This is a genomic window from Streptomyces sp. CC208A, assembly GCF_030010625.1.
Lineage (GTDB): Bacteria > Actinomycetota > Actinomycetes > Streptomycetales > Streptomycetaceae > Streptomyces.
On the sequence record NZ_JASCXN010000013.1, the window covers coordinates 161,238 to 181,794 of the forward strand.

19 protein-coding genes and 3 pseudogenes are annotated in these 20,557 nt (G+C 71.2%); 15 read left to right on the forward strand and 7 right to left on the reverse strand.

The annotated features are described in order from the left end of the window. Positions 1 to 78 precede the first annotated feature (78 nt). The 4 genes from QK442_RS16895 to QK442_RS16910 are packed head-to-tail and all read right to left on the reverse strand — an operon-like array spanning position 79 to position 3,572. On the reverse strand, positions 79 to 798 hold the full coding sequence (locus tag QK442_RS16895; protein WP_282694761.1) for an ABC transporter permease: 720 nt from the start codon (positions 796 to 798) through the stop codon (positions 79 to 81). A 16-nt stretch (positions 799 to 814) separates the two neighbouring features. Then, positions 815 to 1,726, reverse strand: coding sequence for an ABC transporter ATP-binding protein (locus QK442_RS16900; protein ID WP_282694762.1), 912 nt, complete (start codon positions 1,724 to 1,726; stop codon positions 815 to 817). Then, a complete protein-coding gene (locus QK442_RS16905; RefSeq protein WP_282694763.1) occupies positions 1,723 to 2,613 on the reverse strand; it encodes an ABC transporter permease in 891 nt (296 codons plus the stop codon). The genes QK442_RS16900 and QK442_RS16905 overlap by 4 nt, the downstream gene beginning before the upstream one ends. Next, positions 2,610 to 3,572, reverse strand: coding sequence for an ABC transporter ATP-binding protein (locus QK442_RS16910; protein WP_282694785.1), 963 nt, complete (start codon positions 3,570 to 3,572; stop codon positions 2,610 to 2,612). The genes QK442_RS16905 and QK442_RS16910 overlap by 4 nt, the downstream gene beginning before the upstream one ends. A gap of 361 nt (positions 3,573 to 3,933) precedes the next feature. Between QK442_RS16910 and QK442_RS16915 the strand changes: the two genes are divergently transcribed. From QK442_RS16915 to QK442_RS16945, 7 genes are all read left to right on the forward strand, one after another. After that, complete coding sequence (locus QK442_RS16915) at positions 3,934 to 4,779, forward strand: M24 family metallopeptidase (protein ID WP_282694764.1); 846 nt, start codon at positions 3,934 to 3,936, stop codon at positions 4,777 to 4,779. Then, a complete protein-coding gene (locus QK442_RS16920) occupies positions 4,779 to 6,578 on the forward strand; it encodes an SDR family oxidoreductase (protein ID WP_282694765.1) in 1,800 nt (599 codons plus the stop codon). The genes QK442_RS16915 and QK442_RS16920 overlap by 1 nt, the downstream gene beginning before the upstream one ends. A gap of 174 nt (positions 6,579 to 6,752) precedes the next feature. After that, positions 6,753 to 7,697, forward strand: a complete 945-nt coding sequence (locus QK442_RS16925) for a MerR family transcriptional regulator (RefSeq protein WP_282694766.1) — start codon at positions 6,753 to 6,755, stop codon at positions 7,695 to 7,697. Positions 7,698 to 7,793: 96 nt separating this feature from the next. Beyond that, complete coding sequence (locus QK442_RS16930; protein ID WP_282694767.1) at positions 7,794 to 8,339, forward strand: RNA 2'-phosphotransferase; 546 nt, start codon at positions 7,794 to 7,796, stop codon at positions 8,337 to 8,339. 7 nt (positions 8,340 to 8,346) lie between these two features. After that, complete coding sequence (locus QK442_RS16935) at positions 8,347 to 8,799, forward strand: hypothetical protein (RefSeq protein ID WP_282694768.1); 453 nt, start codon at positions 8,347 to 8,349, stop codon at positions 8,797 to 8,799. Between the two features lie 73 nt (positions 8,800 to 8,872). Beyond that, complete coding sequence (locus tag QK442_RS16940) at positions 8,873 to 9,046, forward strand: hypothetical protein (protein WP_282694769.1); 174 nt, start codon at positions 8,873 to 8,875, stop codon at positions 9,044 to 9,046. 207 nt (positions 9,047 to 9,253) lie between these two features. Next, on the forward strand, positions 9,254 to 10,039 hold the full coding sequence (locus QK442_RS16945) for an IS5 family transposase (protein ID WP_282694770.1): 786 nt from the start codon (positions 9,254 to 9,256) through the stop codon (positions 10,037 to 10,039). Here the strand turns inward: QK442_RS16945 and QK442_RS16950 are convergent. Continuing rightward, on the reverse strand, positions 10,002 to 10,529 hold the full coding sequence (locus tag QK442_RS16950) for a hypothetical protein (protein WP_282694771.1): 528 nt from the start codon (positions 10,527 to 10,529) through the stop codon (positions 10,002 to 10,004). The two genes, QK442_RS16945 and QK442_RS16950, sit on opposite strands and share 38 nt — an antisense overlap. A 123-nt stretch (positions 10,530 to 10,652) precedes the next feature. Between QK442_RS16950 and QK442_RS16955 the strand changes: the two are divergent. Then, positions 10,653 to 10,820: pseudogene (locus QK442_RS16955) on the forward strand (antibiotic biosynthesis monooxygenase); the annotation flags it as partial. A gap of 1 nt (position 10,821) precedes the next feature. Here QK442_RS16955 and QK442_RS16960 read toward each other — a convergent pair. Further along, a pseudogene (locus QK442_RS16960) lies at positions 10,822 to 11,505 on the reverse strand (LLM class flavin-dependent oxidoreductase); the annotation flags it as partial. 29 nt (positions 11,506 to 11,534) lie between these two features. On the opposite strand from QK442_RS16960, the gene QK442_RS16965 reads away from it, so the two are divergent. From QK442_RS16965 to QK442_RS16995, 7 genes and pseudogenes are all read left to right on the forward strand, one after another. Next, the gene (locus QK442_RS16965) at positions 11,535 to 12,968 is read left to right on the forward strand and encodes a recombinase family protein (RefSeq protein WP_282694772.1); all 1,434 of its coding nucleotides are present in this window, start codon (positions 11,535 to 11,537) and stop codon (positions 12,966 to 12,968) included. Positions 12,969 to 13,215: 247 nt separating this feature from the next. Then, positions 13,216 to 13,404 carry a hypothetical protein gene (locus QK442_RS16970; RefSeq protein WP_125505406.1) on the forward strand — a complete coding sequence of 63 codons (189 nt, stop codon included), beginning with the start codon at positions 13,216 to 13,218 and terminating at the stop codon, positions 13,402 to 13,404. A gap of 129 nt (positions 13,405 to 13,533) precedes the next feature. Next, positions 13,534 to 15,075: a DnaB-like helicase N-terminal domain-containing protein gene (locus QK442_RS16975; protein WP_282694773.1), complete on the forward strand. Its 1,542-nt coding sequence runs from the start codon at positions 13,534 to 13,536 to the stop codon at positions 15,073 to 15,075. Positions 15,076 to 15,430: 355 nt separating this feature from the next. Beyond that, positions 15,431 to 16,615: a hypothetical protein gene (locus QK442_RS16980; RefSeq protein ID WP_282694774.1), complete on the forward strand. Its 1,185-nt coding sequence runs from the start codon at positions 15,431 to 15,433 to the stop codon at positions 16,613 to 16,615. Positions 16,616 to 17,202: 587 nt separating this feature from the next. After that, positions 17,203 to 17,394, forward strand: a complete 192-nt coding sequence (gene mobC, locus QK442_RS16985; RefSeq protein ID WP_282694786.1) for a plasmid mobilization relaxosome protein MobC — start codon at positions 17,203 to 17,205, stop codon at positions 17,392 to 17,394. Beyond that, positions 17,391 to 19,102 (forward strand): annotated as a pseudogene (locus QK442_RS16990) (mobilization protein). The gene mobC and the pseudogene QK442_RS16990 overlap by 4 nt, the downstream one beginning before the upstream one ends. A gap of 140 nt (positions 19,103 to 19,242) precedes the next feature. Beyond that, entirely contained in the window at positions 19,243 to 20,112 is an 870-nt protein-coding gene (locus tag QK442_RS16995; protein WP_282694775.1) for a ParB/RepB/Spo0J family partition protein, read from the forward strand. Positions 20,113 to 20,187: 75 nt separating this feature from the next. Here QK442_RS16995 and QK442_RS17000 read toward each other — a convergent pair whose 3' ends face one another. Further along, entirely contained in the window at positions 20,188 to 20,424 is a 237-nt protein-coding gene (locus QK442_RS17000) for a hypothetical protein (RefSeq protein WP_071267676.1), read from the reverse strand. Positions 20,425 to 20,557 lie beyond the last annotated feature (133 nt).

Genomic DNA, 20,557 nt, shown 5'->3' on the forward strand with positions numbered 1-20,557 from the left:
GCGGCGCCCCGGCGAGTGGTCCGTCGGTGACCGCCGGGCCCCTGGCCCGTCCCCTCCGGCGCTCCGGCCGGGGTGGTCCTACTCCTCGCCGGCGAGGGTCAGCGTGCGCAGCTTGTGCCCGGCGAACCAGGTGGCGCCGAGGGTGACGGCGACGAGCAGCACGACGGCCGTCGACAGGGCCACGTCCGAGCTGATCAGCCCCTCGCCGGTGACCTTCTCGGCGAGGGCGAGCGCCCACTGCTGGACGCTGAGGGTGCGGGCGCCGGCGATCAGGGAGCCGAACAGTGCCTCCCAGACCAGGGCGTAGACCAGGCCGATGACCACGGCGTGCCGGCTGACCGTGCCAAGCAGCAGGAAGAGCGCGCTGTAGGCGATGGAGGCGACCAGGGCGGCCACCGTGTAGGCGACGGCGACCTGCTGTCCGTTGCCGTTCAGGATGAAGCCGGCGATCAGGGTGGGCACGGCCGAGAAGACCATGGTCACGGCGATGGCCACGATCAGCTTGGTGGTGATGATCGTCGGCCGCTTCACCGGCTTGGAGAGCAGGTAGACGATGGAGCCGTCGTCGATCTCCGGGCCGATCGCGCCCGTGCCGGCGATGACGCCGATCAGCGGCACCATCGTGGCCAGCGCGAAGCCGCCGAGGAGGTCGGCCGCGACCTGGTCGTCGGCGCCGTTGAGGACGCGGACGGCCGTGGCGATGACCAGGAGCAGGCCGGGCAGGAGGAAGAGGATCGCCGCCCGGCGGCGGCCGAGGAGGGCCCGGTAGGTGAGCCGGGCGACAGTGGGGTCGTACATCGGGGTCGTGCTCCTTTCAGGCCGCGACGAGATACGAGAAGACGGATTCGAGGGACTCGTCGGACGGCGAGACCGTCAGCAGCCGGATCCCACGCGCGCGTGCCACCTGTGGCAGCAGTTCGGTGAACCGTCCGAAGTCGACGGCCTGGATCCGCAGTCCTCCGTCGACGGCGTCGACCTCGATGCCGGCCGTCGACGGGTCGGCGATCAGCGCGGCGGCGAGCGCCCGGTCGTCGCTGGAGCGGACCAGGTAGCGGTGCGGCCGGTCGGTCATCAGGCGGCGGATGCGGCGGAAGTCCCCGGAGGCGGCGTGCCGGCCGGCGACGATCACCTCGATGTGGGAGGCGAGCTGCTCGACCTCCTCCAGGATGTGCGAGGAGAACAGCACCGTCCGGCCCTCGGCGCCCATCCGGCGCAGCAGCTCCATGAGCTGCATCCGCTGGCGGGGGTCCATGCCGTTGAACGGCTCGTCGAGCAGCAGCACGGACGGCTCGTGGACGAGGGCCGAGGCCATCTTCACGCGCTGCCGCATGCCCTTGCTGTACGTGGCGATCTTCCGGTCCTGCGCGTACTCCATCTCCACGGTGGCCAGCGCCCGCTGGGCCTCCGCGGCACCGAGGCCCTGGAGTTCGGCGTTGGCCACCACGAACTCGCGGCCGGTGAGGAAGTCGTACATCGCCTCCCGCTCGGGGACGACGCCGATGGAGCGGTAGACCGACTCGTTGCGCCAGACCGGCGCGCCGTCGAGGGTCACGCTGCCGGTGGAGGGGTCGAGGAAGCCGCCCATCATGTTGATGAGGGTGGACTTCCCGGCGCCGTTGGGGCCGAGGAGGCCGGTGACGCCCGGGCCGATCGACATCGTGATGTCGTTGACCGCCACCACGTTTCCGAACCAGCGCGAGACGTGGTCGATGTGCAGGGTACTCACAGTCCGACCTTCCGGTAGCGGGCCATCAGGATGCCGTAGCAGGCGGCGACGAGGCCGAGGACGACCAGCAGGTAGACCGTGCCGACTCCGGCGCCGACCTCCATCTCGGCGGGGAAGGAGGCGGGGGCGCCGAGGAAGGCGTTCTGCAGGCCGATGACGAGGGTGAGGGGGGAGAAGAGGCCGAGCCAGACGATGGAGCCGGTGTTGTCGGTGGCGTAGGAGATGCCCTGGAGGGTGGAGACCGCGCCGTACGAGATGACGAGGACGGCGATCACGGCGGCGACGCCGAAGCCGCGGCGGGGGGTGAGCGCGGCCATGACCAGGCCGATGCCACTGAAGAGCACCGACAGGACGGCGACGGAGACGAGGCCCTGGCCGAACATCCTGGTCTGCTCGGCGAAGTCCATCTTGGCCAGCATCGAACCGATCCACATGATCAGCAGCGGGGTGGCGGTGAGGATGAAGAGGGCCGAGGCCATCGCCCCGTACTTGGCGAGCACGTAGTCCATACGCTCGATCGGACGGGAGAAGTACAGCGGGACCGTCCGGAACCTCAGGTCGCGGGAGACCGACTGGGGGGCCTGGGAGGCCAGGAAGACGGCGATGACGAGCTGGAGGTAGACCGCGTACTGGGTGTACTCCATCGCCAGCTTCCCGCTCTCCGTGTACACCGCGATGGCGACGACGATCAGCGCGGGCGCGCACATCACGGCGAGGAGCAGCATCGGCAGCACCTTCGACTTGGCGCTGCGGCCCAGGCCGTACGCCCCGCGCAGGGACTGCGAGAAGAGCGAGCGGCGGGCGTAGGAGCGGCCGAGCCGGGGGCCGTCGTAGGACCGGTATCCGATGTTGTGGATCCGGGTGGTGTCGGGGGCGGGGGTGCTCATCGGGCCTTGACCTCCTCGTGCTGCGCGGCCTCGGGACGGAAGACCTCGGCGATGTGGTGGCGGCGCTGCTCCATGCGGACCAGGCCGAGGCCGAGGGCGGCGACGGTGTCGCGCACCAGGTCGTACGTCTCCTCGCCGGGGGCCTCAAGGAGCAGGATGTGGCCGGCGCCGGGCAGGCCCTCCTCGACGCCCGCGTGGAGGGTGACGCCGGCCTCGGTGAGGGCGGCGCGCAGGGCGCCGGTGCCGTCCGGGTGGGCGTCGGAGTCGGTGACCTCGACCGCGAGGGTCGTGGTGGTGCGGGTGAAGTCGCTGGTGGAGCTGGACCGCAGCAGCTTTCCGCCGTCGATGACGACGACGTGGTCGCAGGTCCGCTCCAGCTCGCCGAGGAGGTGGGAGGTGACCAGGACCGAGATGCCGAAGTCGGTCCAGACGCGGCGGATCAGGCCGAGCATCTCGTCCCGGCCGACCGGGTCGAGGCCGTTGGTCGGCTCGTCGAGGAGGACCAGCTTGGGGTCGTGGACCAGGGCCTGGGCCAGCTTCACCCGCTGCTTCATGCCGGTCGAGTAGCCGCCGATGGGGCGGTAGCGCTCCTCGTACAGGCCGACGTGGCGCAGGGTGTCGGCGGTCCGCTCGCGGGCGGCGGCCGGCGGCAGGCCGGACATCCGCGCCATGTGGACGACGAACTCGGTGGCCGAGACGTCCGGCGGGAGGCAGTCGTGCTCGGGCATGTAGCCGACGCGCTCGCGGATCTCGGGGCCGTGCGTCGAGACGTCGAGGCCCAGGACCTCGGCGCGGCCCTCCGTGGCGGGGGAGAGACCGAGCAGGATCTTGATCATCGTGGACTTGCCGGCTCCGTTGGCACCCACCAGTCCGGTCACACCGGGCCCGATGTCCAGGGAGAGCCGGTCGAGAGCGGTCACCCGGGGGAACCGCTTGCTGAGGCTTTCGGTGGCGATCACAGTCACGCTTCGACGGTAGTGGTGAACGCCACAGCGGTCGTCAGCCCTACGGCTCGATCCTTCTCCGACTTCGGGAGGACACATCCCGGGGGGAGGTCGCGACCAAAGTCGTTCGGGGAGCGGGCGGGGGTCGGGTAAGCCCCGGGCGGGTTCCGGATGGATCTCGGGTGAGTTCCGGACGGGCCTCGGATGAATCTCGGGCGGGTCCCGGGCGGACCCCGGGCGGGTCCCGGGCGGGCCGAGTTTTCCACAGGCCGTCGTCCACACCTCTTGACGCAGCCGCCAAGCATTGTCACATTCGTCGATGTCAAGTTACGGAAGCGGAGTGCGACCGTACGCTCACACCGGACGGGCGGGTGGCATGACCTCAGCAGCGACAAGTGAACTGGCCGCGGAACTGCGGGGGTTCAGGGAAGTACAGCAGCTCTCCTACGCCTGCGCGGAAGCGGTCGCGGCGCAGCTCAAGCCGGGCGTGACCGAGCGCGAGGCGGCGCGGATGCAGCGGGAGTGGCTGTACGAGCGGGGGGTGAAGGACTGGTTCCACCGGCCCTTCGCCTGGTTCGGCGACCGCACCGCCTTCGTCGACTTCAAGATCCCCCTCCAGTTCTTCCCCACCGACCGGCGCCTGGAGGCGGGGATGCCCTTCATCCTCGACATGGCGCCCGTGTACAAGGGGTACGCGGCGGACATCGGCTACAGCGGCTGCCTCGGGCTCAACCCGCTCCACGACAAGCTGCTCGCCGATCTGCGCGAGCACCGCGAGCTGATCCTGCGCGAGGTGCGCGAGCGGCGGAGCCTGCGCGAGATATACGAGGACGTGGACCGGCTCATGGTCCGCCAGGGGTACGCCAACCGGCACCGGGCCTATCCGTTCGGCGTGATCGCCCACAAGATCGGCCGGGTGAAGGAGCGGCGGTTCGCGCCGACCCTGTTCGGCTTCGGCGCCCAGTCCCTCAAGGGCCTGGTGAGCGACGCGCTGCACGGGCACCGGGACGGCTGGTCGCCGCTCTGGTCCCCCTACAAGTTCTCCGACCACCCGCCCACTCCGGGCCTCTGGGCGGTCGAGCCGCACCTCGGATTCCGGGGGACGGGCGCGAAGTTCGAGGAGATCCTGGTCGTCACCGACTCCAGGGACCCCGAGCAGAGCGCGTTCTGGCTGGACGACGACCTGCCGCACGTGCGGCGCTGGAACGAAGGAGCGGTGTGATGGCGGGCGCGGGACTCAAGGGGGCGCGGGAGCGCCGGGTCCGGACGGGCGGGATCGAGCTGTGCGTCGCCGAACTCGGCGAGGCCGACCGGCCGACGGTGCTGCTCGTGCACGGCTACCCGGACTCGAAGGAGGTCTGGTCCGAGGTCGCGGTGCGGCTCGCCGAGGAGTTCCACGTCGTGCTGTACGACGTCCGGGGCCACGGGCGTTCCACGGCGCCGGCGCCGCTGCGCGGCGGCTTCACCCTGGAGAAGCTGACCGACGACTTCCTGGCCGTCGCGGACGCGGTCAGCCCGGACCGGCCGGTCCACCTCGTCGGCCACGACTGGGGCTCGGTGCAGTCGTGGGAGTTCGTGACCGTGCCGCGCACCGAGGGCCGGATCGCCTCCTTCACCTCGATCTCGGGCCCGTCGCTCGACCACTTCGGGCACTGGATCAAGAGGCGGATGACCCGCCCCACCCCGCGCCGGGTCGGGCAGCTCCTCGGGCAGGGCGCCAAGTCCTGGTACGTGTACCTGCTGCACACCCCGGTCCTGCCGGAGCTGGCCTGGCGGGGGCCGCTCGGCAAGCGGTGGCCGAAGCTGCTGGAGCGGGTGGAGAAGCTCCCGGCCGGCGACTACCCGACGGCGTCGCTGCCCGGTGACGCGGCCACCGGCGCCTGGCTGTACCGGGACAACGTCCGGGCGCGCCTGTCCCGGCCGCGTCCCGACGCCTTCGCCCACGCGCCCGTGCAGCTGATCACCCCGACCGGGGACGCCTTCCTCTCCGAGCGGCTCTACGACGACCTGGGCGACTGGGTGCCGGAGCTGGCCCGGCGGAGCCTGCCGGCCAAGCACTGGGTGCCGCGCACCCGGCCCGATCTGCTGGCCGCGTGGGTCACGGACTTCGTCCGCACCCACGAGGAGCCGGCGACGCGGGCGCCCCGGCCGGCGGCGGAGTCGGCGGCGAAGGGCGGCGTGCGGCCGGAGTACGCGGAGCGGTTCGGCGGGCAGCTGGTCCTGGTCACCGGCGCCGCCAGCGGCATCGGGCGGGCCACCGCCTTCGCCTTCGCGGAGGCCGGGGCGCGGGTGGTGGCGGTGGACCGGGACGGCGAGGGCGCGGCCCGGACGGCGGAGATGGCCCGGCTGATCGGCGCGCCGGAAGCCTGGGGCGAGGCGGTGGACGTCTCCGACGAGCAGGCGATGGAGAAGCTGGGCGCGAAGGTGGCCGCCGAGTACGGGACCGTCGACGTCCTGGTCAACAACGCGGGGATCGGGCTCGCCGGCTCCTTCTTCGACACCACGGGCGAGGAGTGGAAGCGGGTCCTGGACGTCAACCTGTGGGGCGTGATCCACGGGAGCCGGATATTCGGGGCGCAGATGGTGGCGCGCGGGCAGGGCGGCCACATCGTCAACACCGCTTCGGCGGCCGCCTTCCAGCCCTCGCGGGCGCTGCCGGCGTACAGCACCTCGAAGGCGGCGGTGCTGATGCTGAGCGAGTGCCTGCGGGCCGAGCTGGCGGGCCGGGACATCGGGGTGAGCGCGATCTGCCCGGGGATCGTGAACACCGGCATCACGGCGACCGCCCGGTTCGCCGGGGTGACGGACCCGGCGGAGGAGAAGCGGCGGCAGCGCAAGGCCGCGCGCCTGTACGGCCTGCGGAACTACCCGCCGGAGAAGGTCGCCGACGCGATCCTGGACGCGGTGCTGCACGACCGTGCGGTCGTGCCGGTCACCCCGGAGGCGCGCGGCGCCCACGTCCTCTCCCGACTGGCCCCGGGCGTCCTGCGCACCCTGGCCCGCTGGCAGCCGCCGGCATAAGGGGGCGCGACGGGGCCGCGGGGGCGGGGGCGGGGGCGCAGGGAAGGTGACGGGGCCGCCGGTGTGGGTGAGGGGGCTGTCGGCCGGGGTGCGGGGCGGGGCGGCGGTCGTACGATCCCTCGCGGCAGGGGCCTCGCGGGGCGGGGTGGAACGGATCGGTCGGTGGGAGCGGGTTTGTCCGAGCAGTCAGCAGTGCGGCCGGAGTACCGGATCGAGGATCTCGCCCATCACAGCGGGGCCACCGTCCGGACGATCCGCGCCTACCAGGACCGCGGCCTGCTGCCCCGTCCTGAGCGGCGGGGCAGGTCGAACGTGTACGGGGAGAGCCATCTGGCCCGGCTGCGGCAGATCGCCGACCTCCTCGACCGGGGCTACACCCTGGCCTCGATCAAGGAGCTGCTCGAAGCGTGGGACACGGGCCGGGGGCTCGGCGGGGTGCTCGGCCTGGTCGCGGAGGTCCAGGGGCCGTGGACGGACGAGGAGGCGGCCCGGATCACCCGCGCGGAGCTCGACGCCCGGTTCGGCGGGACCCCGGACGAGGACGCCGTACGGGAGGCGGTCGAGCTCGGTGTCCTGGAGCGGCTGCCCGGCCGGGACGCCGAGGAGTACCTGGTTCCGAGTCCCCAGGAGCTGGCGGTGGCCGTGGAGTTGTACGCGGCGGGCGTCCCCCTGTCGGCGATCACCGGGCATCTGAGGGAACTGCGGGAGCAGGTCGAGCACATAGCGGGCCGTTTCCTGGAGTTCACCACCGAGTACGTCTTCGCCCGCTACCTGGAGCACCGGCCGCCGACGGACTCCGACGCGGCCGAGGCGGCGACGATGGTGCGGCGGCTCAGACCGCTCGCCCAGCAGACGGTGGACGCGGAACTGGCGCGGGCCATGCGGATCCTGGCGACCCGTCACCTCCAGATCCATCTGTCCCCCGAGGCTCCGCCCCCCGTGAAGGACGACGAGTCGCGTCCGGTGCGGATACCGGCGGGCACGGTCAGGGCCGTCCAGGCGCTGGTCGGCGCGGAGAACGTGGCGGCCTTCGTGACGGCGGCCACCGAACGGGAAGTACACAAAAGAACATTGGACGCACTTGCGACAAATCCCCCTGATGCCCCCACGGTCCACTAAAGCAGTTGATTCTTCGGTTCAGTTGTCCACAGAATTCCCAACCAGCCTGTGGATAACTTGACTTGGCTGTGGATCAAACCTGAACGGGGAAGAACGATGGACGAACGTCGCACGGTGAAGGTGTCGAAGTACCTCTCGAAGCATCTGCGGCACCAGCCGGAGCGGATCGGGCTGACCCTCGACCCGAACGGCTGGACCGAGATCGACGCCCTGCTCGCCGCCGCGGCCGCCCACGGCTTCCCGATCAGCCGCGCGGAGCTGGACCACGTCGTCGCCGTCAACGACAAGCGGCGGTTCGCGGTCGACGGCACCCGGATCCGCGCCAGCCAGGGCCACACCGTCGCGGTCGACCTGGACCTGCCGGCCGCCGAGCCGCCCGCGTACCTCTATCACGGCACGGTCGCCGCCCGGCTCCCCGCGATCCGGGCGGAGGGGCTGCGGCCCATGGCCCGGCACGACGTGCACCTCTCCCCCGACCGCGAGACCGCCACCAGGGTCGGGGCGCGCCGCGGCCGGCCGGTGGTGCTGAGCGTGGACTCCGGCGCCATGCACCGGGCCGGTCACGTCTTCCGGCTCAGCGCCAACGGGGTCTGGCTGACCCCCGCCGTACCGCCGGAGTTCATCCGCTTCCCTGAGGCATGATCGGGGCATGGCCCACCCGCACCTGCCCAGCACCCAGGCCGCCGTCGAGGCCGTTCGCGCGCTCGCCCGGGAGTTCCACCTGGAGATCACGGTCGCCGACGACATCGGCGCGGACCAGACCTCCCGCCGTACCGCCGCCGGCGCCTTCAGCGTGCTCGACGAGGACGGTTCGCTGCCGCACGAGGCCTTCGTCGAGCTCGGCGGATCCCCTTACGTCTCCGTGCAGTTGTATCCCGAGGACGACGCCAGGATCACGGTGGACGGCGTCGAGTTCGCCGATGTGCCGAGGGACGCCGTACCCGGCTTCGTCCGGGCGGTCCACACCGGTCTCGCGCACGTGAAGGGGCGGTTCTTCCCGCCGGGGCAGTGGCTGATCGTCCCCGTGCCCGGCGGCGAGACCTACAAGGAGCTCGTCCCGATGACGACGCTCACGCCGTGGTTGAGCGGCCGCGTCCGCTGACGGACCTGACGGACCCGGCCGGTCCGGCCCTGTCCCACACCACACCACACCACACCGTCCCGCAGGAGCATGAGTGTTCGACCTCATCGTCATCATCGACACCAAGACCCCCGAGGACATCGCCCCGGTCGCCGACGCCCTCACCCGGATGCGCCCGGTCTGCCTCGCCGAGGACGGCTGCGTCAGAAGCCGTTGTCCTATCGATCTTGAGTGCGGTGTGATCGAAAACGACTGTCGGGTCGGGTGATTCTGCCCCGGCCGTGCATGGAGACAGGGCCTCTGGCGCAGTTCGGAGTTGCTGAGACCACGAACACGCCAGGAGGCCCTGTTGTCCCTGTTGTACGCGGTCGAGACGGATGAGTTCAACTCGGCGGTCCCGGCGTGCGATTGCCTCGCTCGCCGGTTCGGGAACGCGGCCGATCAGCCCGACCGCGCCAGGGCCTACGACACGGACATGACGGACGCCGAGTGGCAGCGGGTCCGGCCGCTGCTGCCGGTGCCCGGATGGCTGGAGGGCCGGGGCGGACGCCCGGAGAGCTACTGCCACCGCGTGATGCTCGACGCCGTGTTCTACGTGGTCGACAACGGCATCAAGTGGCGGGCCATGCCCGTCGACTTCCCGGCCTGGGACCGGGTCTACGCCTTCTTCCGCCGCTGGCGGAACAACGGTCTGATCGGCGAGCTCCACGACCGGCTGCGCGGGAAGGTCCGCGAGGCCGAGGGGCGAGAGCCGGAGCCGAGCGCGGCGGTCATCGACTCGCAGTCGGTCAAGGCCGACGCGGTCGTCGGCACGGGCAGCCGGGGCTACGACGGCGGGAAGAAGATCAACGGCAGGCGCCGGCACCTGATCTGCGACACGATCGGCCTTCTGCTGATGATCAACGTGACCGCGGGCGACGTCACCGACCGCCAGGCCGCCGCCGACATACTGCCCGCCCTGCGCGCCCGCTTCCCCACGATCACCAGACTGTGGGCCGACAGCGGCTACACCGGAACCCTGATCACCTGGGCCCTGAACATGCTGCACCTGGTCGTCACCGTGATCAAACGCACGGATGACGTCTCCGGCTTCGTCGTGCTCCCACGCCGATGGGTGGTCGAGCGCACGTTCGCCTGGCTGCTCCGCTCGCGCCGCCTGGCCCGAGACCACGAGCGGCGGCCCGACAGCAGCGAAGCGGTGATCCGGTGGTCGATGACCAGGCTCATGACCCGCCGCCTCGCAGGCCCGCGGCGAGCGTGAACCTGCCCGAGGGCTCCTTGACCAGCCAGCCCCGCCGCACCAGCCGGTTCGCCTTCGACCGCACCCCCTCCACCTTCGCCGCCACCGGCTCCACCCCGAGCCCGGAGGCGAGTTCCTTGCAGGTCAACGCCGACTCCGAGGCGTCCACAACCGCCATGATCCGCTGATACTCCGGCGACAGCACCGACACCACAAGCCCTTCGCACCACGCGGGCACCACCGACCCCGGCACCGCACCCGACGGCGACGGCGACGGCGACGGCGACGGCGACGGTTCAGGATCCCCGGACGCCGACGTGCCGGTCTCCACCGCACCGACCGGGCCGGCGAGAACCTCGACCACGGTCTCCCGGGAGACGACGAACCGCTCCCAGTCGAGTTCCGCTTCCCGCAACGCGGCCAGCACCCGGTCCGCCTCCGCCCGCAGCACTTCCACCCGCTGAGCAGCCGCCCGTTCCCGCTCCTCCAGCAGTCCGATCACCGACGGCATCCCGCACCTCCACAGTCACGCCGACACGACGTGCTCTGCCTGCCACGAAAACCCCGGCACTATGCCTGACCAGCGACAACGCGGCGATCAAGTACGGAAAGACAACAGCTTCTCAGCTGGGAGGCGTACCAGTCCCACGAGACGGCCGGCCGGTTCGTCCTCGTCGAGCGCTGGGCCAGCCGCGAGCACTGGGAGCGGCACGGCGACGAGTCCGCCATCCAGGGCATCTACCTCCCCGAGATCCTGCCGCGCATCGAGCGCGAGGTGCACCCCAGCAGCAGGCTCGGGTAGGTCATCGGCCGAGTCGGCCGAGGGCCTCCGTGGCGATGGTCTCGAAGACGGTCTGATCGGCGGCGAAGGGCGAGTCCTGGACCGGCCAGTGGATCACGATCTCGGTGAAGCCGAGGTCGCGGTGGGTGCCGGCGAAGTCCACGAAGCCTTCGAGGGAGTCGAGCACCGCGTTCTTCTCCGGGGTGAAGCTGGTGAGCAGGATCTTGTCCAGCTCGGTCACGTCCCGGCCGATCTCCGCGCACGCCTTGCCGAGCCGCTCGACCTGGCCGCGCAGCGCCGCCACCGACTCGGCCGCCGTACCCGTCTCGTACAGCTTCGGGTCGCCGGTCGTCACCCAGGCCTGCCCGTGCCGGGCGGCGAGCCGCATGCCGCGCGGGCCGGTCGCCGCGACCGCGAAGGGGAGCCGGGGGCGCTGCACGCAGCCGGGGATGTCGCGGGCCTCGTCGGCCGAGTAGAACGTGCCGCTCTCCGTCACCGCGTCCTCGGTGAGCAGCCGGTCGAGCAGCGGGACGAACTCGGCGAAGCGGTCGGCCCGCTCCTTCGGCGTCCATGGAGCCTGGCCGAGCACGGTGGCGTCGAAGCCGTTGCCGCCCGCGCCGATGCCGAGGGTGACCCGGCCGCCGGAGATGTCGTCGAGCGAGATCAGCTCCTTGGCCAGCGTCACCGGGTGCCGGAAGTTGGGCGAGCCCAAGCCTTGCTCATACCATCGGTGCCATGCCCCGCCCCAAGCACCGAGAGCCGACCATCACCCCAGGTGAACCGGCCGCCCTGTACTGCCGAATATCCCAGGCCGACGATGACGACCAGACCGGGGTCGACCGACAGGAACGCATCTGCCGGGAGATCGCCGAACGGCGCGGCCTGGCCATCGACCCCGCCCACGTCTTCGTCGACAACAGCCGCTCCGCCTGGCGCCGCAACCGCAAGCGCCCCGGCTGGGACCAGCTCCTCGAACGTGCCCGGCGCCGCGAGTTCCGGCACATCATCGCGTACCACCCCGACCGGCTCATGCGGCAGCCGCGCGACCTGGAGGAGCTGCTCCAGGTCTCCGACGAGCAGGAGATCGTGCTGCACGGCGAGGCGAACCGCCGGAACCTCTCCGACCCGGACGACCGCTTCATCCTCCGCATCGAGGTCGCCCACGCCTGCCGCTCCTCCGACGACACCTCCCGCCGCCTGAAGTCCGCGCTCGCGGAGCGGGCCGAGACCGGCATGCCGCACTCGGGCAAGCGGCGGTTCGGGTACGAGCCCGACGGCATGACCGTCAGGGAGGACGAGGCCAAGATCGTCCGCGAGGTCTTCGACCGCTACCTCAAGGGCCAGAGCCCGGTCACCATCGCCCTCGTCCTCCACAAGCGCGGCATCAAGACCGTGTACGGCAAGGAATGGACCCAGGGCACCGTCCGGGCCCTGCTCGACTCCCGCCACGCCGCTGGCATCCGCATGCACCGGGGCGAGGAGGTCGGCCCCGGGAAGTGGCCCGCCATCATCGACGCCGGCACCTGGGCCGAGGTGCGCGCCCGCCGTGAGTACCGGTCCGCGATCCACCAGACCAACCTGGAGCTGCGCCGCTTCTACCTGCTGCGCGGCCTGGTCATGTGCGGGCGCTGCGGCACTCTCATGTCCGGCACCAAGGTCGGTGCTGCGCCCTCGTACCTGTGCACGCGCAAGAGCCGCAACGACGACAAGAAGTGCGTCCGCCGCATCGCCGCTGTGAAGCTGGAGGAGTTCGTCACCGAGGCCGCGATCGATCTGCTCGGCCGACTCACCGTCTCCGGCCAACTCGCCTCCGCCACACCCACGAACGCCCTGACCGAGGCGGTGGAGGCGGACCAGCAGCAGCTCGCCGAGCTCAACCAGATGTGGACCGCCAAGGAGATCTCTACGGCGGAGTACCGGGCGATGCGCAAGGAGATCACCGACCGGATCGCCAAGGCCCAGCGGCGGATGGTCGTGCGGCCGGTGAAGCTGCTCGACGGGCTCACGGGGCCGGGGGCCAGAGCTGCCTGGGAGGCCGACGAGATGACGGACGAGCGGCGCAACGCGGTGCTCCGCTTCCTCTTCTCCGGTGTGGTCATCGACGCGTCGAGCAAGCCGAGCGGAGTCTTCGACTGGGACCGCATCGACATCGAGCAGAACCAGCTCTGAGGGCTGCTCGATGGGGCGGCGCCGCTCACGGCGGGCGGAAACATAGCAGCAAATCGCCGGTTAGGTAAACCGGGAATTCTCTGGATCCTTGGGGGCACTGCTGCGGCGGTCGACCTGCCAGTCGTCCGCCGGCGGCATGCACGTCCCCGGGTGTTGGAGCACTCGGAGGCGGCGCGATGTACCGACCGCCCGACGACCCGCGCGGTGCGGGGACTGCCATCCCCGCACCGCCCACGAGGAGCTGCCCGTGCGCCTGCTGCCCGAGGCGAGCACAGCACCGACCACCCCCACGACGACCCGAGCCGCGCGACAGGAGGAAGCCCGGGCCCAGGCCCTGCGACGTGTCTGCGCCGGATTCACCACGACGATCAGCCCGCACAGCGCGGCACGACTGGCCGACCTGATGACCGCATCGCGGTACGAGAAGGCCGCCTGAGATCCGTACAGAGAAGCGGCCCCGGTGTTGGAGCACCAAGGCCGCAGCGACTCCCAAGACGACCGCCCAAAACGATCTACACGGTGCCGGGACCTGCCAGTCCGTATCGGCCCGAGACAAGGAAGCTCTGTGCCCCAGGGTACGACCCCGCAGTGGCAAGCACCATTCACTCACTCCCACCCCAGCCCGCAGGACGCGATCGGCGTCACGGCCACCCCGCCCCACGACGCGGAGGCCGAGAAGGCCGTACTCGGGGCCTGTATGTTCCAGGGCGCGGTCATCGACGAGGTCCGGCAGGTGCTGGAGCCGGGGGACTTCTTCCGGCCCGCGCACACCACGATCTGGCACGCCCTGCTGGAACTGCGCAGGCAGGAAGCGCCGACCGACGCGATCGCCCTGTCCCACCAGCTGAAGTCCACGGGCGACCTCACGCGCGTCGGCGGCCCCCAGTACCTGCATTCCCTGGCGACCTCGGCGGCCGTGGGGTCGGGTGCCTCGTACTACGCGGACATCATCCGCAGCCATGCCGACCTGCGCGTCCTGCAGGCCACGGCAGTCCGCGTGCTCCAGGGCGCCACCGCGCCGGGAGCTGACCCGGCCGAGGTACGAAGCCTGCTGGCGGCATCGCTGAGCGAGGCCGCCGACCGCGCCCGCCGCAGCTCCGACGGCCGACTCCAGCGGTACGCCGTGGACGGCTGGTCGTTCGTCACCGACACCCCGGCCACCACCGAGCCCGTGTGGGGGACGCCGGGAAAAGCGGCATGGGCCTCGGGTGAGAGCCTGATGCTCGTCGGGCCACCAGGCGTCGGAAAGTCGACGATCGCGCAGCAGATCGTCCTCGCCCGCCTCGGCCTGCTCTCCCAGGTCCTGGACATGCCCGTGCGCGAGGGCGAGAAGGTCCTCTACATCGCCGCGGACCGGCCCAGCCAGCTCGCCCGTGCCTTCACCCGGGTCGTGCACCAGGCCGACCGGGACATCTTGCGTCGGCGCCTGGTCTTCTGGTCGGGACCGCTGCCCGCCTCGCTCAACACCGAGCCGCAGCTTCTCGCCGAGCTGGCCGCCGAACACGGGGCGGACACCGTGGTGATCGACAGCCTCAAGGACGTGGTCGGCAAGCTCACCGACGACGAGGCCGGCCTCGCGTACAACAACGCCCGCCAGCAGCTCCTGCGCAACGGCGTCGAGCTTCTCGAACTGCACCACCAGCGCAAGCAGGGTCCCGACGCCTCGCGCACCCAGCGCCCTGTCCTCGACCAGGTCTACGGCTCGGCTTGGTTCACCGCTGGCGCGGGAAGCGTCCTGTTCCTCAGCGGCGCGGCAGGGGACCCGGTGGTCCACCTCCACCACCTCAAGACGATCGACGACGAGATCGGCCCGCTGCCGATCATCCACGACCACCCTCGTGGCACCTCGCGCGTCGACACGAGCCTCGACCCGCTGACCCTCCTGCGGCAGGCGGGCGCGAACGGGCTCACCGCCCGTCAGCTCGCCACCCAGATCACCGGCGAGGAGAAGCCCATCGCGGCGGACATCGCCAGGGCGAGGCGTCGCCTGGAGAACCTCACCAAGAGCGGACACGCCACCCAGGAGACCGGTGCCGGTGGTGGCACCGGGGGCGGCCAGGCGACCCGCTGGAAGGCCGTCACCCGCCACATGACCGCCGTTTCCTGACCGGCGGACCCGTACGCGGTGCCGTACGCACCCCGACCCGCCGGGGGCGCGTACGCACCGCCTTCGCCGCGTACGAATCTCGGGAAACCGCAGATCAGACGCCTACGCGCCATCGAACGGCGCATTCACACCCTTGGCGCGTACGCGCTGCCCCCTCCTTGGAGAGGGGGCAGCGTAAGCGCCCCGCCCTCATAGCTCGTGGAGAACCACCCTTGCTCGTCACCGCACCCCAGGCCGGCACCGCCCCAGAGCTCGTCGTCACGGCGACGGGAGTGCGGGCATGAGGGCCCTATCTAGCCAAGGCCACACCCGCGATCGGAAGCGGCGTCTCTCGGTCGCCGTTGTCACAGCGACCGTGGCGGCGCTCGTGTGCACCGCCTACAGCGCGGACACGAGCTGGCGGTTCGCCGCCCACTACCTCGACATGCGCAACACCGCTGAGCGCACCGCGATGTTCGCCGCCGCCGAGCTCGCCCTGTTCTCGATGGCCCTGATGGCTCGCCAGAACTTGCACGGTCCGAGGCAGGCGGCGGGTCTGCCTGGAGTTCTGGTCTGGGTGATCACCGCGATGCAGACCATCCCCGCTTACGCCGAGTCCGGCCCGGTCGGTGGCACCGTGCGTGCCTTCACCGGCCCGGTGATGGCCGCCGTGCTGTGGCACCTGGCCATGGGCATCGAGCTGCGCCAGCGGACCCCCGACGCCGCCTCCCGCGGGCTCGCCGCCGTCCTCACACGGCAGGCCCGCGAGCGGCTGCTCGCCCGCCTGGGGATCGTCGAGCAGGACCAGGGCGCCGCCGAGATCATCCGCGACCGGGCCACGCAGCGGGCTGTCGCCCTGGCCGCCCGCCTCGCCGAGATGACGCCCGAGCAGCGCACCGGGCGGGCGGGCCGACGCGCCGTGCGCCGCTTGTCCAGGGCCCTGGCCCGCTCCGGCATCGACGCCGACCCGCACCGCAACGAGCAGCTGCTGCGCCAGCTCGCCACCCGCCGTCAAGCAGCCGCCCTGGCCACCATCAACCTGCCCGAGCGCTGGACCACGCCCGCCGGGCAGCCCGCAGCACAGCCCGACCACTCCCGGGCGGACGGCGACGGGCAGGCGGACGGCAAGGGCCGGGCAGAGGACATCGCCCGTCCGCATCCGTCAGATCCGGGCGACGAGGAAACCCACCCAGGCGCCCGCCCGAATCCCACTGCCCGTTCCAGCCCGGAACAGACCGCCCGTTCCGGCCCGGAATCGACGGCCCGCCCGAATCGGTCGGCCCTGCCGCAAGAGGCCACTCCGCCGCCCACGGGCAACGGCCCGCACATCCCACCTGCCAAACGCCCCACGTCGAAGCGGAAACGGGCCGGCGGCAAACCGCGCGCCACCGCCGACGTCCTTCGCGACTACGCCCACCAGCTCCATGACAAGCACGGCCGCCTGTCCCGCGACCTCCTGGAGCAGGCCGTACGCGGCGACGGATACACGGTCGCCAGCGACGATGCCGGTGCCATCGTCCGCGCTGTCAAGGCCGAACTGAGCACTTCCCGCAACGGCTGACGACCACCTCTCCCATCCTCCCTCCCGTCCCGGAGATCCCGATCGTGACGCACCACCCCCACCACGCCGATCACCGTTCCGACGAGCTGTCGTCGCTGGCGAAGTCGTCTACGCTGCTGGGGCGTTTGCGGCTGGCGTTCGGACGGGCTGCTCCTGGCGGAGCCAGTAGTACCCCGAGTCCGACTCAAGGCCGGTCTTCGGGGATCTCCGCCCCGGGGGTGGCGGAGACGGCCCGACGCCAGGGGGCGCCGGACCAGGAGGCCGGGACCGAGGGCGGACCCGACCAGGACGAGCTCCACGCCGTCCAGCAGCAGATCCTCCACCCCGCACCCGCCACCGAACCGACAGCCAGTGAGCGTGCGGTGCAGAGCGTGCAGCCGGCGATCCGCCGTTTCACCGGCACCAAGCGGACCGTCCGTGTCGGACCGCTGCGGTTCACCGGCGACGAGCACGCCAGCCTCCAGGAGGCCGCTGCCGAGCACGGCTACAAGGGGGAATCCGGCTTCGCCGCCGACATCGTCCTGGCGTTCGTGTCCGGCAGGTTCACGGCGAACCTGCCGCTGTCCGAGGACCGCCGCCGCACCCACATGTTCCGCGCCCAGGTGCTGCGCGAGCTCAACCGGATCGGCGTCAACGTCAACCAGATCGCCCGCGCGCTGAACAGCGACCTCACCCCACCCGACATCCGCCACCGTCTCGACGAGCTGCACCGCCTGCTGGAGCTGATCGCCGAGGCTCTGCGCGAACCCGCCGACTCCAGGAAGGACCTGGCCGCGTGATTGCCGCCATCAAACCGGCCGGGTCCAATACCCGCGGCCTGCTCGCCTACCTCTACGGCCCCGGCCGCCACGACGAGCACACCGACCCGCACATCGTCGCCGGCTTCGCCATGCTCGGCATGCCCGACCCAGGCCGCGACCCGGACTCCACGCTCACCGAGCTCGCCCGTCACCTCGATGAGCCCGTCCGTCTTCGGAACAGCGAGTTCGGCAGGAAGGTCACCGACCACGTCTGGCACTGCCCCGTCCGCACCGCCCCCGAAGACCGCCGCCTCTCTGACACGGAGTGGGCCGAGATCGCCCAGCGGATCGTCGAAGCCGCCGGCATCGCCCCGCCCGGAGACGACCTGGCGTGCCGTTGGATCGCCGTACGTCACGCGGACGACCACATCCACATCCTCGCCACCACCGTCCGTGAGGACGGACGCCGCCCCAAGCTCCACGACAGCGGCATCCGTGTCGGCGACGTCTGCCGCCAGATCGAGAACGACTACGGTCTGCGCCGGCTGAAGAAGGGCGACCGCACCGCCGGACGCCGGCCCACCCAGGCCGAGATGCACAAGGCCGAACGCCTCGGCTGGGAGCAGACCAGCCGCGACTGGCTCCAGGACCGCATCCGCGCCGCCATCCCCCACGCCGGCAGCGCGGAGGAACTCCTCGCCTACCTCGAAGCCGACGGCATCGTGGTCAAACCCCGACGCGGACCTTCCGGCGACCTCCTCGGCTACGCCGTCGGCCGCCCCGGCGATCTCAACAAGGACGGCGACCAGATCTTCCACCCCGGCGGCAAGATCGCCCCCGACCTCACCCTCCCCAAGCTCAAGGCCCGCCTGGAGACGACCGCGCCGGAGGAGCACCCCACCGCCCGCCGCGACCAACCTGCCACCCCCTGGCACCAGGCCACCGACGCCCTCGACACCCTCCACACCGGCATGGCCGACGACACCCACGCCCAGGCCCACATCACCGCGCTCGGCGAACTCATCGAAGCCACCGCCCAGAAAGCACCCGTCCACCTCCACGCCGAACTCCGAGCAGCCTCCCGGGCATTCGCCCGCGCTCAGCGCTCCCAGATCCGCGCCGAGCACCAGGCCGCCCACACGCTGCGCAAGGCTGCCCGCGACCTCGTCCGCACCGCCACCGGTCCCGACGGCAGCGCCCTGGCGACCCTGCTGGCCGCCCTCGTCTGGGCCACGATCGTCGCCGCCCGCTGGCACGAGGCGAAGAACCACGCCCACCAGGCCGAAGCAGCCCGCCAGACCCTCCAGCACCTCCAGGCCGCCGCGGACCAGGCCCTCACGCCCGTTGTCGGCAACCTCACCACCCGCCGGCCAAACGATGAGGCCCGCCGGACCCTGGCCCACGACGTCCGCGCCGCCGTCCCGGACCACGCCGACCGCATCCTCACCGACCCCGCCTGGCCGGCCCTCGCCACAGTCCTCGCCGACGCCGAAGCCGGCGGCCATAAACCCCACCAGCTCCTGAAGGAGGCCGCCGCCCAGCGCGAACTCACCACCGCCCGCCAGCCTGCCCGCGTCCTGATCACCCGCATCCAGCACACCAGCCGCAACCCCGCCCCCAACCCCCGCGCCGAAGCCGCCCGCCGCCGATCGACCATGGCGCTCGCGCCCAGCGGACACCAGGCCCAACCCCCCCCCAGCCCACGGCACCCACGCCCCCCGTCGAGCAACGCCACCGACGCCGCTGACAGCCACAGAGAGCCTCTTTGCCAGCCATCCAACAGCCAGGCCCCTACACCACCGCAGAGCACCCAAGGGTGCCGCCCCCACACCAGCCGACAACAAGGAGCACGCCCTGAAGATCCACCCCGTCACCAGCCTGTTCCCGATGCTCAGCCAGGGCGAGCTGCTCGACCTCGCCGAGTCGATCAGGACCGAGGGCCAGCTCGAGCCGATCGTCCTCGACGTCGACGGCGTCCTCCTCGACGGCCGCAACCGTCTCGCCGCTTGCGAGATCGCCGGCGTCGAGCCCCGCTTCACCACTTACACCGGCGACGACCCCACGGCGCTGATCTTCTCCAACAACATGTTCCGCCGGCACATCAGCAAGGGCCAGGAGGCCATGATCACCGTGATGGCCTGTTCATTTTCGGGACACTCCCTCCGCGGCATGGCCAAGCTCCACGGCCTCAGCCGCAGCCGCCTCTCCGCCGCCAACGTCGTCCTCACGTACTCCCGCGAGCTCGCCGAGCAGGTCCGCATCGGCGCCCTCAGCCTCGACAACGCCTACAACACAGTCGCCGAGCGCAAGGCTCGGGCCGCCGCCCTACAGAAGCAGTACGACCACCTCCGCGAGCACGCCCCCGACCTCGCCGAGCAGGTCACCGAAAGCGAGATCACCCTCGCCGACGCCACAGCCGCGCTGAACGAGCGGCTGGAGACAGAACGGCTCCGGCAGTACGTGATCAATGCCGACACCGTCCGCCTCGCCGATGGCGACACCACCCCGGCTCTGGCCGAGCTCGTCGAAAGGGGAGACATCACCTGGCCCGAGGCACGCCAGCGCGCCGAGGAGTTCGCCGTCCACCGACGGGACACTATTCAGCGATCCAGGCAGGCTCTCCATCTCATCGCCGAGAACTGGGGCGTCGTCCAGGACCTCTCCGCCCGCCCGAACACCGCCTACGCCCAGGAGATCACCAACGGCCTCAGCCCAGCTGCCCGGGCCCTCGTCGCCCGCCTGATCACGAGCAGCTGACACTCCGAGCACACCGGCGGGGCCAATACCGAAACGTGTTGGCCCCGCCGTCGCTGGCTTTCCTGGATGGAGTGGTCAGTTTCCGTGGTTGATGACGTTGCCGTTGGTGCAGTGGTTGAAGGTGTCGCCCGTCCACGCGCCACCCACAGGTACGACCGCCAGTTCCTGGAAGCAGACGGAGGCGGCGCTGAAGTTCCAGTTGTTGGCGGCGTTGACTCCGGGGCCGAAGTTGCTGTCGTCGTCGGCGTGAGCAGGAGCAGCCAGGGCGAGGGCCGTGAGGGCGAGTGCGGCGGCGGTGATGATCTTCTTCATGGTCCGCCCAACGACCGTCACCAGCCGCAGTCACCGAACCTGCGCAGGAATCCCCCGATGCCGCTCCGCGTGGGTCTGTCAATCGAACGGTGTAACCGGGGTGTTCGGGGTTACTGACGGGCTGCGGAGAGGC

Excerpts from the sequence above, each read along its gene's own strand:
- QK442_RS16895 (WP_282694761.1), bottom strand. The coding sequence starts at position 798 with ATGTACGACCCCACTGTCGCCCGGCTCACCTACCGGGCCCTCCTCGGC.
- QK442_RS16905 (WP_282694763.1), bottom strand. The coding sequence starts at position 2,613 with ATGAGCACCCCCGCCCCCGACACCACCCGGATCCACAACATCGGATAC.
- QK442_RS16915 (WP_282694764.1), top strand. The coding sequence starts at position 3,934 with ATGACCTCAGCAGCGACAAGTGAACTGGCCGCGGAACTGCGGGGGTTC.
- QK442_RS16920 (WP_282694765.1), top strand. The coding sequence starts at position 4,779 with ATGGCGGGCGCGGGACTCAAGGGGGCGCGGGAGCGCCGGGTCCGGACG.
- QK442_RS16930 (WP_282694767.1), top strand. The coding sequence starts at position 7,794 with ATGGACGAACGTCGCACGGTGAAGGTGTCGAAGTACCTCTCGAAGCAT.
- QK442_RS16935 (WP_282694768.1), top strand. The coding sequence starts at position 8,347 with ATGGCCCACCCGCACCTGCCCAGCACCCAGGCCGCCGTCGAGGCCGTT.
- QK442_RS16945 (WP_282694770.1), top strand. The coding sequence starts at position 9,254 with ATGACGGACGCCGAGTGGCAGCGGGTCCGGCCGCTGCTGCCGGTGCCC.
- QK442_RS16950 (WP_282694771.1), bottom strand. The coding sequence starts at position 10,529 with ATGCCGTCGGTGATCGGACTGCTGGAGGAGCGGGAACGGGCGGCTGCT.
- QK442_RS16965 (WP_282694772.1), top strand. The coding sequence starts at position 11,535 with ATGCCCCGCCCCAAGCACCGAGAGCCGACCATCACCCCAGGTGAACCG.
- mobC (WP_282694786.1), top strand. The coding sequence starts at position 17,203 with ATGTTCCGCGCCCAGGTGCTGCGCGAGCTCAACCGGATCGGCGTCAAC.
- QK442_RS16995 (WP_282694775.1), top strand. The coding sequence starts at position 19,243 with ATGCTCAGCCAGGGCGAGCTGCTCGACCTCGCCGAGTCGATCAGGACC.
- QK442_RS17000 (WP_071267676.1), bottom strand. The coding sequence starts at position 20,424 with ATGAAGAAGATCATCACCGCCGCCGCACTCGCCCTCACGGCCCTCGCC.